General features: G+C 69.4%; 11 protein-coding genes. 8 read left to right on the top strand and 3 right to left on the bottom strand.

The genetic code is table 11. From position 1 onward, the window contains the following. Positions 1-8 precede the first annotated feature (8 nt). The 7 genes from PSQ39_RS03450 to PSQ39_RS03420 all read left to right on the top strand — a co-directional run bounded on the left by PSQ39_RS03450 (position 9) and on the right by PSQ39_RS03420 (position 8,660). Positions 9-1,043 (top strand): isoaspartyl peptidase/L-asparaginase family protein, encoded by a 1,035-nt coding sequence (locus tag PSQ39_RS03450; protein WP_273925193.1) that lies wholly within the window; start codon positions 9-11, stop codon positions 1,041-1,043. Continuing rightward, positions 1,040-2,905 (top strand): dipeptide ABC transporter ATP-binding protein, encoded by a 1,866-nt coding sequence (locus tag PSQ39_RS03445; RefSeq protein ID WP_273925192.1) that lies wholly within the window; start codon positions 1,040-1,042, stop codon positions 2,903-2,905. The genes PSQ39_RS03450 and PSQ39_RS03445 overlap by 4 nt, the downstream gene beginning before the upstream one ends. An 83-nt stretch (positions 2,906-2,988) precedes the next feature. Next, complete coding sequence (gsiB, locus tag PSQ39_RS03440) at positions 2,989-4,527, top strand: glutathione ABC transporter substrate-binding protein GsiB (protein ID WP_273925191.1); 1,539 nt, start codon at positions 2,989-2,991, stop codon at positions 4,525-4,527. 331 nt (positions 4,528-4,858) lie between these two features. Then, entirely contained in the window at positions 4,859-5,779 is a 921-nt protein-coding gene (gene gsiC, locus PSQ39_RS03435; protein ID WP_273925190.1) for a glutathione ABC transporter permease GsiC, read from the top strand. Continuing rightward, on the top strand, positions 5,776-6,675 hold the full coding sequence (gene gsiD, locus PSQ39_RS03430) for a glutathione ABC transporter permease GsiD (protein WP_273925189.1): 900 nt from the start codon (positions 5,776-5,778) through the stop codon (positions 6,673-6,675). The genes gsiC and gsiD overlap by 4 nt, the downstream gene beginning before the upstream one ends. A 5-nt stretch (positions 6,676-6,680) precedes the next feature. Then, positions 6,681-7,784, top strand: a complete 1,104-nt coding sequence (locus tag PSQ39_RS03425) for a DmpA family aminopeptidase (protein WP_273925188.1) — start codon at positions 6,681-6,683, stop codon at positions 7,782-7,784. A 15-nt stretch (positions 7,785-7,799) separates the two neighbouring features. Next, positions 7,800-8,660, top strand: coding sequence for a M55 family metallopeptidase (locus PSQ39_RS03420; protein ID WP_273925187.1), 861 nt, complete (start codon positions 7,800-7,802; stop codon positions 8,658-8,660). 81 nt (positions 8,661-8,741) lie between these two features. Here the strand turns inward: PSQ39_RS03420 and PSQ39_RS03415 are convergent, their stop codons facing one another. Next, a complete protein-coding gene (locus tag PSQ39_RS03415) occupies positions 8,742-9,851 on the bottom strand; it encodes an NUDIX domain-containing protein (RefSeq protein WP_273925186.1) in 1,110 nt (369 codons plus the stop codon). Between the two features lie 42 nt (positions 9,852-9,893). Then, positions 9,894-11,396 carry a diguanylate cyclase gene (locus PSQ39_RS03410; RefSeq protein ID WP_273925185.1) on the bottom strand — a complete coding sequence of 501 codons (1,503 nt, stop codon included), beginning with the start codon at positions 11,394-11,396 and terminating at the stop codon, positions 9,894-9,896. 219 nt (positions 11,397-11,615) lie between these two features. Here PSQ39_RS03410 and PSQ39_RS03405 point away from each other — a divergent pair, with 219 nt between their 5' ends. Next, positions 11,616-12,875 carry an Hsp70 family protein gene (locus tag PSQ39_RS03405; protein ID WP_273925184.1) on the top strand — a complete coding sequence of 420 codons (1,260 nt, stop codon included), beginning with the start codon at positions 11,616-11,618 and terminating at the stop codon, positions 12,873-12,875. Positions 12,876-12,941: 66 nt separating this feature from the next. Here the strand turns inward: PSQ39_RS03405 and PSQ39_RS03400 are convergent, their stop codons facing one another. Continuing rightward, positions 12,942-13,454: an OmpA family protein gene (locus PSQ39_RS03400; protein WP_273925183.1), complete on the bottom strand. Its 513-nt coding sequence runs from the start codon at positions 13,452-13,454 to the stop codon at positions 12,942-12,944. Between the last annotated feature and the right edge of the window lie 107 nt (positions 13,455-13,561).

Below are 13,561 nucleotides of genomic sequence, written 5' to 3'. Positions count from 1 at the left end.
ACCCGTCCATGAGCTTGTCCGTTTCCTCCATGCCCTCTGCCCCGACCGGCCAGCGCGGCCCGGTGATCGCCCTGCACGGCGGCGCCGGCACCCTGACCCGCAGCGCCATCACCCCCGAGCAGCAGGCGCGCTACCGCAGCGCCCTGAACGACATCCTGCTGGCCGCCCAAGCCCTGCTGGCCCAGGGCGCCGACGCCCTGGACGTGGTGACCGAAGCCGTGCGCTTGCTCGAGGAATGTCCCTTGTTCAATGCCGGGCGCGGCGCGGTCTACACCGCCGACGCGCGCCATGAGCTGGACGCCTGCGTGATGCGCGGCAGCGACCTGGCCGCTGGCGCCGTGGCGGGCGTGACCCGCTTGCGCAACCCGGTGCTGGCGGCCCGCGCCGTGCTGGCCGCGGGTGCGCCGGTGCTGTTGATCGGCGAGGGGGCCGAGCACTTTGCCTTGGCGCGCGGCTGCGAGGCCGTGGCCCCCGACTGGTTCGACACCCCCGAACGCCTGGCCCAGCTGCGCACCGTGCAGGCCGCGCAGTCGGGCGCCACGCTGGACCACGACGCGCAAACCCAGCTGGCGGCCCAGCCCCCGGCACCGCTGGACGAGCGCGCCAAGTTCGGCACGGTGGGCGCGGTGGCGCTGGATCTGCAGGGCCACCTGGCGGCGGCCACCAGCACCGGCGGCGTGACCAACAAGCTGCCGGGTCGGGTCGGGGACTCGCCTCTGGTGGGCGCGGGCAACTACGCCAATGACCGCACCGTGGCCGTGTCCTGCACCGGCATGGGCGAGGCCTTCATGCGCGGCCTGGCGGCCTACGACGTGTCGGCCCTGGTCGAGTACGCGGGCCTGACGCTGCACGAGGCCACGCGCCGCGTGGTGATGGACAAGCTGCCCCCGCTGGGCGGGCGCGGCGGTCTGGTGGCGGTGGACGCGCAGGGCCAGATCGCCTTGCCCTTCAACACCGAGGGCATGTACCGGGGTTGGGCCCGACCGGGCCAGGCCCCGGTGGTGGCCATTTACGCTGACGAAGACGATCGGAGCCAGGCATGAACACCGCCCCCACCGCGCCGCGCCGCGTGCTCGAGGTGCAGGACCTGCGCGTGAGCTTTGCCACCGAGCAGGGCCGGCTGCAGGCCGTCAAGGGCTTGAACTTCCACGTCGACGCGGGCGAGACCCTGGCCATCGTGGGCGAGTCGGGCTCAGGCAAGTCGGTGTCCTCGCTGGCGCTGATGCGCCTGGTCGAGCAAGGCGGCGGCCAGATCGACCGCGGCCAGATGTGGCTGACCCGGCGCAACGGCGAGCGCGTCGACCTGGCCCAGGCCAGCGCGCGCCAGATGCGCGCTTTGCGCGGCGCCGACCTGGCCATGGTGTTCCAGGAGCCCATGACCAGCCTGAACCCGGTCTTCACCGTGGGCGAGCAGATCGCCGAATCCATTCGCCTGCACCAGGGCCTGGGCCGCCGCGCCGCGCTGGCCGAGGCCCTGCGCATGCTGGACCTGGTGCGCATCCCCGAGGCCAGGAACGTGCTGACCCGGCACCCGCACCAGCTCTCGGGCGGCATGCGCCAGCGCGTGATGATCGCCATGGCCCTGGCCTGCAAACCGGCCTTGTTGATTGCCGACGAGCCCACCACCGCGCTCGACGTGACCATCCAGGCCCAGATCCTGACCCTTATCCAGCAGCTGCAGCGCGAGCTGGCCATGGGCGTGATCTTCATCACCCACGACATGGGCGTGGTGGCCGAAGTGGCCGACCGCGTGCTGGTCATGTACCGCGGTGACAAGGTCGAAGACGGCGACTGCCGCGACCTGTTTGCGCGCCCTCAGCAGCCCTACACCCGCGCCCTGATGGCCGCCGTGCCGCGCCTGGGCGCCATGCAGGGCCGCGACCTGCCGGCGCGCTTTGCCCTGCCGTCCCAGGCGGGTGGCCAGGACGACCAGGTGGCCGCCCTGGGCGTGAGCGACACGGTGCGCCACAACGAGCCCCCGGTGCTGCAGGTGGAAGGCCTGGTGACCCGTTTCCCGCTGCGTGGCGGCTGGCTGGGCCGGGTCACGCGCCAGGTGCATGCGGTGGAGCAGCTCAACTTCTCGCTGCAGGCGGGCGAGACCCTGTCGCTGGTCGGTGAGTCGGGGTGTGGCAAGTCCACCACCGGGCGATCGCTGGCGCGTTTGCTGGCCTTTGACGCGGGCCGCGTGCAGGTGGCGGGGCGCGACATCGCCGGCCTGGAGGGTCAGGCCTTGCAGGCGCTGCGGCGCGACATCCAGTTTGTCTTCCAGGACCCGTTTGCCTCGCTGGACCCGCGCCTGACGGTGGGCTTTTCCGTCATGGAGCCCATCTTGCTGCACGGCCTGGCCACGCGCGACGAGGCCCAGCAGCGCGTGCAGTGGCTGCTGCAGAAAGTGGGCCTGCCGCCCGAGGCCGCGCACCGCTACCCGCATGAGTTCTCCGGCGGGCAACGCCAGCGCATTGCGATCGCGCGCGCCCTGGCGCTCAACCCCAAGGTGGTGATCGCGGACGAGGCGGTGTCGGCGCTGGACGTGTCGATCCGCGCGCAAATCATCAACCTGCTGCTGGATTTGCAGCAGGAGTTCGGCATCGCGTTCTTGTTCATCTCGCACGACATGGCGGTGGTCGAGCGCATCAGCCACCGCGTGGCCGTGATGTACCTGGGCCAGATCGTGGAGATCGGCCCGCGCCGCGCCGTGTTCGAGAACCCGCAGCACGCCTACACGCGCCGACTGATGGCCGCCGTGCCCCTGGCCGACCCCAGCCAGCGCCGCGTGCGCGAACTGCTCAGCGACGACATCCCCAGCCCCATCCGCGCCCTGGGCGACCCCCCGCAGGTGGCGCCCCTGGTGGCCGTGGGGCCGGGCCATTTTGTGGCGCGCCACCCGGTGGGTGGGGCCTACTGAGGCGCTGGGCCCGCTGCTGACTTGATCGATGCTTTACCCCGTCCCTTGAATTCTGGCTTTTCAACTTTCACAGGAGTGTTGTCATGAAACTGCGTTTGAATCACCTCGCTGCCGCACTGGCGCTGGCAGGGCTGTCGGTGTCCTCGGCCCACGCGTCCAAGGACGTGGTCGTGGCGCTCTACTCGAGCTTCACCACCACCGACCCCTATGACGCCAACGACACCATCTCGCAGGCGGTGGCCAAGTCCTTCTACCAAGGGCTCTACAGCTTCGACAAGGACATGAACATGGTGCCCGTGCTGGCCGAGAGCCACACCGTGACCAAGGATGGCCTGAGCTACACCATCAAGCTCAAGAAGGGCATCAAGTTCCACGACGGCACTGACTTCAATGCCGAAGCCGTCAAGGTCACGTTTGACCGCGTGACCAACCCCGACAACAAGCTCAAGCGCTACAACCTCTACAAGAACATCGCCAAGACCGAGGTGGTCGACCCGGCCACCGTGCGCTTCACGCTCAAAGAGCCCTTCTCGCCCTTCATCAACACCCTGGCCCACCCCTCGGGCGTGATCATCTCGCCCGCGGCGCTGGCCAAGTACGGCAACAAGGGCATCGCGCAAAACCCGGTGGGCACCGGCCCCTTCAAGTTCGTCGAGTGGAAAGCCACGGACTACCTCAAGGTGGCCAAGTTCGACGGCTACTGGAAGAAGGGCTACCCCAAGGTGGACAGCATCACCTGGCGCCCCGTGGTGGACAACAACACCCGCGCCGCGATGATGCAGACCAACGAAGCGCACTTTGCCTTCACCCTGCCGCCCGAAGCGGTGGAAACGCTGTCCAAGAAGCCCAGCCTGGAAGTGACGCAAGGCCCGTCCATCGTGCAGCGCTACATCTCCTTCAATATGCAGCAAAAGCCCTTCGACAACCCGAAGGTGCGCCAGGCGCTGAACTACGCCATCAACAAGGAGGCGCTGGCCAAGGTGGCTTTCTCGGGCTATGCCGACCCCATGGACTCGGTGGCGCCCAAGGGCGTGGAGTACTCGACCAAGCTCGGCCCCTGGCCCTACGACCCCAAGAAGGCGCGCGAGCTGCTGAAGGAAGCGGGCTACCCCAACGGCTTTGAGAGCACGCTGTGGAGCGCCTACAACCACACCACGGCGCAAAAGGTGATCCAGTTCGTGCAGCAGCAGCTGGGCCAGGTCGGCGTCAAGGTGCAGGTGCAGGCGCTCGAAGCCGGCCAACGGGTGGAGCGCGTGGAAAGCGCGCAAGACCCGGCCACCGCCCCGGTGCGCATGTACTACGTGGGCTGGTCCTCGTCGACGGGCGAAGCCGACTGGGCGCTGCGCCCGCTGCTGGCCTCGGAGTCCTTCCCGCCGCGTTTGTTCAACACCGCGTACTACAAGAACGAGGTGGTGGACCGCAACATCGCCAAGGCGCTGAACACCACCGACAAGGCCGAGAAGACCAAGCTCTACGCCGAAGCGCAGCAGCAGATCTGGAAGGACGCGCCCTGGGCCTTCTTGGTGACCGAGCGCTCGCTGTCGGTGCGCGCACGCAACCTGGCGGGCTTCTATGTGATGCCCGACTGGAACTTCAACTTCGATGAGATCGAATTGAAATGATGACCCCCACGGTCGCGCACTTCGTGTCGCTCCCTGCCCCCCAAGGGGGCCCCGGCCGCCTTGGGGCGGCCCGGCGGCGGCCGGAGGTGACCCCCAAGGTCTGTGACCCCCACGGTCGCGCACTGCGTGTCGCTCCCTGCCCCCCAAGGGGGCCGCAGGCCGCCTTCGGGCGGCCGGGCGGCGGCCTGGCACGCCCTCGCGCCTGGGGCTTGCCTGCGCGTCGAGGCCCCCGTCGGTTGGTCGAGGGGCCCGTGCGGAGGGGCCCGCCTGGCGGGCCATGCCTTGGACGTGCTCGGACCCGTTTGGCGCTTTTGTTTGAGCTGAAGAATCCATGATCCATTACCTTTTCAAGCGCCTGCTGGGCCTGTTGCCGACGCTGCTGATCGTGGCGGTGCTGGTGTTTTCGTTCGTGCACTTGCTGCCGGGCGATCCGGCGCGGCTGGCGGCGGGGCCCGAGGCAGGGCCTGAGACGGTCGAACTGGTGCGCCAGGACCTGGGCCTGGACTTGCCTTTGCCGCAGCAGTTTCTGCGCTTTTTCAGCCACGCGCTGCAAGGCGATTTCGGCACCTCGATCCGCAGCAAGCGGCCGGTGGCCACCGAGATCGCCGAGCGCTTTGCGCCCACGTTCTGGCTCACTGTGGCGGCCATGGTGTGGTCGGTGGCGCTGGGCCTGGTGCTGGGCATGGTGTCGGCCGTGTGGCGCAACCGCTGGCCCGACCGCCTGGGCATGACGCTGGCGGTGTCGGGCATCTCGTTCCCGTCTTTTGCGCTGGGCATGCTGCTGATGCAGTTTTTCTCGGTTCAGCTGGGTTGGCTGCCGACCGTGGGCGCGGACAGCTGGCGCCATTACATCCTGCCTTCGCTGACGCTGGGGGCCGGCGTGGCGGCGGTGATGGCGCGCTTCACGCGCAGCTCCTTCATCGACATCCTCAAAGAAGACTATGTGCGCACCGCGCGCGCCAAAGGCCTGGGTGAGCTGACCGTGGTGGTCAAGCACGGGCTGCGCAACGCGCTGATCCCGGTGGTCACCATGATGGGCCTGCAGTTCGGCTTCCTGCTGGGCGGCTCCATCGTGGTCGAGGTGGTCTTCAACTGGCCCGGCATGGGCCGCCTGCTGGTGGACGCGGTGGAGATGCGCGACTACCCGGTGATCCAGGCCCTGGTGCTGCTGTTTTCGCTCGAGTTCATCCTCATCAATCTGGCGGTGGATTTGCTCTACGCCCTCATCAACCCGACCATCCGCTTCAAATGACACAAGAGTCTTCCCGCCCCTCCGTGGCCGTGCCGGTGGCCGAGCGGGTGCGCACCCCGGCGGCCGAGTTCTGGCGCCAGTTCAAACGCCAACGCGTGGCTCTGGTGGCCGGCGTGGTGGTGCTGCTGCTGGTGCTGATGGCCGTGCTGGCGCCCTGGCTGGTGCCCTATGACGCCGAGGGCTTTTTCGACTACGACGCGCTCAACAGCCCGCCCAGCGCCGCGCACTGGTTTGGCGTGGACGCGCTGGGCCGTGACATCTTCAGCCGCATCCTGATGGGCGCGCGGATCTCGCTCACGGCGGGCTTTGTCTCGGTCGCCGTGGGCGCCGTGGTGGGCACCCTGCTGGGCCTGCTGGCAGGCTATTACGAGGGCTGGTGGGACCGCATCGTGATGCGCATGTCCGACGTGCTGTTTGCCTTCCCGGGCATCTTGCTGGCGATCGGCATCGTGGCCATTCTGGGCAGCGGCATGATCAACGTGATCGTGGCCGTGGCGGTGTTCAGCGTGCCCGCGTTTGCCCGCCTGGTGCGGGGCAATGTGCTGTCGCTCAAGCACCAGACCTACATCGAAGCGGTGCGCTCGATCGGCGCGCCGGACTCGGTCATCATGCTGCGCCACCTGCTGCCGGGCACGGTGTCGTCGGTGGTGGTGTACCTGACCATGCGCATTGGCACCTCCATCATCACCGCGGCCAGCCTGTCCTTCCTGGGCCTGGGCGCGCAGCCGCCCACGCCCGAGTGGGGTGCCATGCTCAACGAGGCGCGCGCCGACATGCTCAACGCGCCGCACATTGCGCTCTTCCCCAGCCTGGCGATCTTTGTCACCGTGCTGGCGTTCAACCTGCTGGGCGACGGCCTGCGCGACGCGCTGGACCCCAAGCTCGACCGGGGTTGAGTCCCATGGCCCGCAGCGCCTTGGGCGCGCCCCAGGTCGGCCGCCTGCCCAGTGGCCCGCTGGACGCCATCACCGACGTGGCGGGCGTGGCCCTGGGCCATGTCACCTTGTCCGAGGGCGCGGTGCAGACCGGCGCCACCGTGCTGCTGCCGGCCCCGGGCGATTTGTTTTTGCACAAGTTGCCGGCCGGGCTGGCCGTCATCAACGGCTTTGGCAAAAGCGCTGGCCTGATGCAGGTGCAGGAGCTGGGCCAGATCGAGTCGCCCATCGCCCTGGTCAGCACCTTCGCGGTGGGCACGGCCAGCACGGCCCTGATCCGCGACGCCATGGCGCAGCAGCCCGAGCTGGCGCGCAGCCTGCCCACGCTCAACCCGCTGGTGTTCGAGTGCAACGACGGCTGGCTCAATGATGCGCGCGCCCTGGCCTTGCAAGAGGCCCATGTGTGGCAGGCCCTGCAGGCCGCGCGCGATGCCGGCGCAGGCCGCCACTTTGAGCAGGGCGCGGTGGGCGCGGGGCGCGGCATGTCTTGCCATGGGCTCAAGGGCGGCGTGGGCAGCGCTTCGCGCCGCCTGGTCTGGCAGGGCCAGACCTTCACGCTGGGCGCTTTGGTGCTGGCCAACCAGGGCCGGCCCGAGGCGCTGACCGTGGCCGGCCAGTGCATCGGCCCGGGGCTGCAGGCGCGCATCGCGCGCACCGAAGCGGCGGGCCCGGAGCGCGGCTCCATCATCATCGTGCTGGCCACCGACGCGCCCTTGGACGCGCGCCAGTTGCAGCGCGTGGCGCGGCGCTCGGCGGCGGGCCTGGCCCGCACCGGCTCGGACTACGGCCACGGCAGTGGCGATGTGGCGCTGGCGTTTTCCACCGCCTACCGGCTGCCGCAGCGCGCCGACGAGGCCATGCCCTGTGTCACCCTGCTGCACGAGAGCGCACTCGACGGCTTCTTCCAGGCCGCCGCCGAAGCCACCGAGCAAGCCATCCTGCACGCGCTGTGGGCCGCCCAGCCCGTGAGCGGGCGCGACGGCCACCACCGCCACGCCCTGACCACCGTGGCGCCCGAGCTGCTGAGCCTGCCGCCAGCGGCCTGGCCGGCTGTTTTTTCTGACGCCTGAAGCGAGTTCTGAACCATGTCCTCTTCTCCCCGCATCCTGATTTCCATGGACATCGAAGGCGTGGCCGGTGTCTGGCGGCCCGAGCAGACCCAGGCCGGCCAGAGCGAGTACGAGCGCGCCCGGCGCTGGATGACGCAAGAGGCCAACGCCGCCATCCGGGGCGCGTGGGCGGGCGGGGCCGGCGCGGTGCTGGTGAACGACTCGCATGGCCACTTTGGCAACCTGCTGGCCGACGAGCTGGACCCGCGCGCCGAGCTGATCCAGGGCAAGCCGCGCCGCCTGGGCATGATGGCGGGCGTGGACCAGGCCATCGACGGCGTGTTGATGATTGGCTGGCACGCGCGCGCCAAAACCACCGGCGTGCTGGCCCACACCAGCAACAGCTTTGCCTTTGCCCGCGTCTGGCTGGGCGGCTTGGAGCTGGGTGAGGTCGGCCTGTACGGCGCCCTGGCCGGCGAGCTGGGCGTGCCGGTGCTGCTGGTCAGCGGTTGCGATGTGATGGCCCCCGAAGCCCAGGCCCTGGGGCCCGACGTGGCAGTGCTGGGCGTGAAGTGGTCCGAGGGCGCCCGCAGCGGGCGCTCCCTGTCACCCGAGGCCGCGCGCCAGTTGATCGAACAAAGCAGCCAGGCCGCGGTGCAGCGCTGCGCGGCGGGCCAGGCGCCGGCCCCGTGGCGCCCGCAGTGGGCGCAGGCCGACGCCAGCGCTGGCTTGCAGCTGCGTGTGCAATGCCAGACGCCGGCCCTGGCCGATGTGTTTGCGCTGTGGCCGCACCTGCAGCGTGAGTCGGCCGACACGGTCAGCCTGCGCTGCGCCAGCGTGCAGGACGCGGTGCGCAGCCTGAACGCCCTGGGCGCCATGTCCAGCGTCTTGCGCTGAGCCGGCCCTGGCGGCTTGGTCTGCCGTGGGGCTTGGGATGGGTTGGGCGGGGTGGGCTGGCGTTAGCCGGCCCTTGACCCGTCACCGGGGCAGCAGGCCCAGGAAGTGGTCCAGCATCATGAAGTGGTCGTCAAAAAACTGGTCTTCCAGCCCGGCCAGGTCGGCGACCGGCACCCACAAGGCCTCGCGCGCATCGTCGTCGCCTTGAACGGCGGGCAGGGGGCGCTGGCCCAGGTCAAAGTGGTGTGCGTGGGTGATGGTGCGCCCGCGCTGGCTGCGCTCGGGCGCGTCCAGCACCACCACGCCACGCAAGGCGGCCGCCAGCTCGGCCTCGGGCAGGCCGAGCCGGGTTTCTTCTTGCAGCTCGCGCAGGGCCGATTGCAGCAAAGTGTCGTCCTGTTCCAGAAAGCCGCCGGGCACGGCCAGCAGGCCCAGGCCGGGCGCGCGGCCGCGCCGGATCAGCAACACATGGCTGGCGCAAAGAACCACCGCGTCGACGGTCACGAACACGGGCGGGTAGGGCGCCACCGCCCACAGCTCCCGGTGTTGGCGCAGGGCCCGCCATTCGGTGCGCAAGGCCTCGTAGTGACCTTGGCCATGCCACTCGCGCAGGCCGTGCAGCACGGCGGCGGGCCACTGGGCGCTCAGGCGGTTCAGGGCTTGCAGGCCGTTGTCGGTGTTGAACCAGGCGTCACGCAGCGCTGCGGCGTTCGGCGCCTGTGCCGGGGGCAGGGCGGCAGCGTCCAGCACGGGGCTGTCGGCCAGGGCCTGGCGGCACAGGGCGTGCACGCGCTCGCCTGGGCTTGGCAGCACCAGCAGCAGCTCGGCGGCCGGGGTGGACTGGGTCAGGCGGGCCAGGCCCGCGCGCCAGTCGGCCTGCCCGCGCGCCGCGTCAGGCCCTTCGCGCAGCGGCAGAAAGCGCAGCCGGGTGCGATCGCGTTCGGGCAGGGCGGCCAGGATCAGGTCGGCGCGCTCCCCCCAGCTCAGGGGCTGGCGCGGGCTGCGCGCCTGGTAGGCGCCACCCAGGCCCACGACCACCTGGCGCGCGTGTTGTAGCGCGCATTGAATCAAGGCGATGTCGGCCACCGTGGGCGGTTGGTAGTGGCCACAGCACACGGCCCAGGCGGCGCTGCGGGTGGGGCGTGGGGTGATGGCGGGGACGGTGGGGCTCACCGGGGTGGGGGCAGTCATGGGGGGATTGTGCCGCTGCCGGTGGGCGCTGGCACGGGCCCCTCAGCGCAGCGCCTGGGGGGATGGGGTGCGGATGCGCACGGTCTTGGCGGCGCCCACGATGGTGCCGCCGGGGCCGCGCAAAGGGGTCACGGACACCGTCACATCGACCGGGTGGCCGTCGCGGTGGAGCCGGGTGGTGTGCAGGGCCTCGATGGGGTCGCCGCGCTGCAGGCGGTCGATGATGTGCTGCTCTTCATGGAGCCGGTCGGCAGGCAGCAGCAGGGCGATGTTGCGGCCGAGCATTTCTTGTTCGGTGTAGCCAAACAGGCGCTCGGCGCCGAGGTTCCAGCTGGTGATCTGGCCGTCGAGTTGTTTGCCAATGATGGCAACGTGAGGGTCTTCGTGCTGCCCGGTGGGCACGCGGTTGGCGCGTTGCAGCGCGCCCGCTCCCAGGGTCAAGGGGGCCAGCTCGGTCACGGGCCCCTGCCAGAGGCGCACCCGGTTGCGGCCACTGCGCTTGGCCTCGTACAAGACCTCGTCGGCGCGGGCCACGGCGGGCTCCAGGTGCTCATCGGGCAGCATCTCGGCCACGCCAATCGACACGGTGACCCGCACCTCGCCGCTGGGCAGGGCGATCGGTGTGCTGCCAATGCGCTCGCGCAGGGACTCGGCCACCAGGCGGGCACCTTCGCGTGGCGTGGAGGGCAGCCAGACCAGGAATTCCTCGCCCCCCCAACGCGCCACGCGGTCGGCGCTGCGCACGCCATCCAGCAGGCGACGCGCCACGGTCTTGAGCACTTCGTCACCCGCCAGGTGGCCCAGTTCGTCGTTGATGGCTTTGAAATGGTCCAGGTCCAGCAGCAGCACCGAGGAGCTGCGTTCGCGGTCCTTGCCCAGTTGCTGCTGCTGACCATTGATGGAGCGCCGGTTCAGCAGCCCGGTCAGCGGGTCCTGCTGGGCTTCGCGGGCCAACTGGCTTTGCTGGTCGGCCTGCACCACCACCGCGCTGAGCAGGGTGGCCAGCGAGTCGAACAGGCCCATGCCCAGCTGCTGGAAGTAGTCCTCCCGGTCGGCGTAGAAAACCACCATGCCCCGGCGGTCCGTGCTGTCTGCGCGCAGCGGCAGGCCCAGCACCGAGCGCAGGCCGTGCACTTGGTAGGCGCGCCGCCAGGGCCCGTAGGGCGAGTCGGCGGTGATGTTGTGGCTGACCGGCTGGTCGCGCTTGAGCAGGCGGAAGGCGGGGCCGGATTCGGTCAGCGGGCTGCGCTCCAGGGCCACGCCGTCGAGGTAGCTGCGCGCGGGGCCGCACACGTTGCGGGGTTCGATCTGCTGCACGTCGGGTGGGCCGGCCCAGCTCCAGGCCAGGCGCACATGGGGGGCCGAGCGCAGCAGGGCGTCGAACACCCAGCGAATGCTCTCGTCCGGGTCGAGCCGGTGGGTCAGCAAATGGGCGCAGGCCTGCAGCAAGGCCTCGGCCAACGCGGTGGGCTCGGCGCGCAGGTCCGGGCTGTTGTGCCTGAGCCCGTGTCCGCTGGTGCGCTTGAATAAATCCGACAGCTTCATGGGGTGCGGGACTTTCTGGCCTGGAGGCCCCGAGGCGGAGCGCAATGGCGGCCTATTTTGGGCATGAATCCACGGATTGCCAACGCAGATGGCGGGCTCCGAACACTTGGGACGAATCCTTGGCGCCTCGCCGAGCTGGAGGGCTGTGCCACAATCCCGGCCTTCTTTTTTCTGAAAGGGCCGGCGGCTTCGCGGCGGGCCCGGTTGAGCACGTTCCTCATGGCAAGCATTCTTCCCGGCGCATTGGGCATTGATTTCGGCACCTCCAACTCGGCTGTGGCCTGGGCCCATGGGCGCGAGGACGCCCGCCTCATGCAACTGGAGGGCCAGGCCACGACCTTGCCCACCGCTTTGTTCTTCAATGCCGAAGACAAGACCGTGCATTACGGGCGCGACGCCCTGAGCTGCTACCTGGCCGAGACCGAGGGCCGTTTGATGCGCTCGCTCAAAAGCCTGTTGGGCAGCCCGCTGCTGCTCGAAAAGACGGCCGTCAACAGCGAGCAGATCAGCTTTCAGGACATCATCGCGCGCTTTCTGGCCGAGCTGGTGCGCCGCGCCGAGCAGCAGTTGGGCGGGTTGCCCAGCCAGCTGGTGCTGGGCCGGCCGGTGCATTTTGTCGACGACGACCCCGAGCGCGACCAACTGGCGCAGGACATGCTGCTGCAAGCCGCTGCGCACTGCGGCTTTCGCGACGTGGGGTTCCAACTGGAGCCCATCGCCGCCGCCCTGGACTACGAGCGTCGCCTGAGCGCCGAGACCCTGGTGCTGGTGGTGGACATCGGCGGCGGCACCTCCGACTTCACCGTGGTGCGCCTGGGCCCGCAGCGCGTGGCCCTGGCCGAGCGCCACAGCGACATCCTGGCCACCACCGGCGTGCACATTGGCGGCACCGACTACGACCAGCGCCTGAACCTGGAGCAGGTCATGCCCTTGCTGGGCTACCGCCACCTGGGCCCCAAGGGCCGCGAGGTGCCAAGCCGGGTGTTTTTTGACCTGGCCACCTGGCATTTGATCCACTGGCAGCAAACGCCCAAAGCGGTGCGCGAGGCGCTAGAACTGCGCGTGGACTACCGTGACGCCCAACTGCACCAGCGCCTGATGACGGTGCTGCGCGAGCGCTTTGGTCACCGCCTGGCCAACGGCGTGGAGCAGGCCAAGATCGGCTGCTCCAGTGGCCAGGGCCCGCAGACGATTGACCTGTCGCTGATCGAGGCCGGCCTGAACGCCAGCCTGTCGCCGCAAGATCTGGCCGACCACCTGCAAAGCCTGTTGGCCCAGGTGGTGGTATGTGCCTTGGAATGTGTGCAGCGTGCCGGTTTGCAGCCGCAGCAGCTGGGGGCCGTGTACCTGACCGGGGGCTCTTCAGCCCTGAAGCCCTTCCAGCAGGCCTTGGCCGAGGCCTTCCCAGGGGTGCCCTTGGTCGAAGGCGATTTGTTTGGCGGTGTGGCGTCGGGCCTGGCCTACGGCCACACGCGCTGAACCGGGGCAGGCACCCGGCACCGCGGTGCGGGCCGGCGAAGGGGCCTGCGGCCCGGCTTGCTTGGATCAGTTGGGCAGCAGAATCACTTCGACGCGACGGGCCTCGGCTGGGCTGCCGCTGCCGGTGCTGAGCTCGGGCTTGCGCAGTTCGATCACTTCTTCCTTGGCGCCCAGGGCCTTGAGCACTTCGCGCACGGCCAAGGCGCGTTGCTTGGCCAGTTCGGCGTTTTGCTCGGCGGCGCCGCTGTCATCGTGGAAGCCCGAAATGGCGGCGCGGCGACCGGCGGCCAGGGCCTGCACCACCTCGGCCAGGGCCTGTTGGGCGCCTTCGGCCACGTCAGCGCTGTTGCTGGCGAAGAAGAAGGTCACCACGCCGTTGTCCACCTTGATGGCCGCCACTTCCTCCGCGCCTGGAGCCGCCACCTCAACGATGGCTTCTGCTGGGGCCGCAGCCGTGTCGGGGCGCAGGCGTTGCACCACCACCGAACCCACCACCGTGCCCACCACCAACACCAGCAAAATGGTGAGGAAACCCAGGGCAAAGCGGGATTGGCTGTCGTTGTCTTGGCTGTTGGACATGAAAAATGCTCCGTTGTTTTAAAAAAGTAGGGACCGTTGCCGGCCAAACCCGAAATCATAAACAAGGCGCAGGGGGCTGAGGCTGGCGTGTGTCGCTGGGGCGGGGC

It is taken from the genome of Curvibacter microcysteis (genome assembly GCF_028649455.1).
Lineage (GTDB): Bacteria > Pseudomonadota > Gammaproteobacteria > Burkholderiales > Burkholderiaceae_C > Curvibacter > Curvibacter microcysteis.
This window is presented reverse-complemented; position numbering and strand designations above follow the sequence as displayed.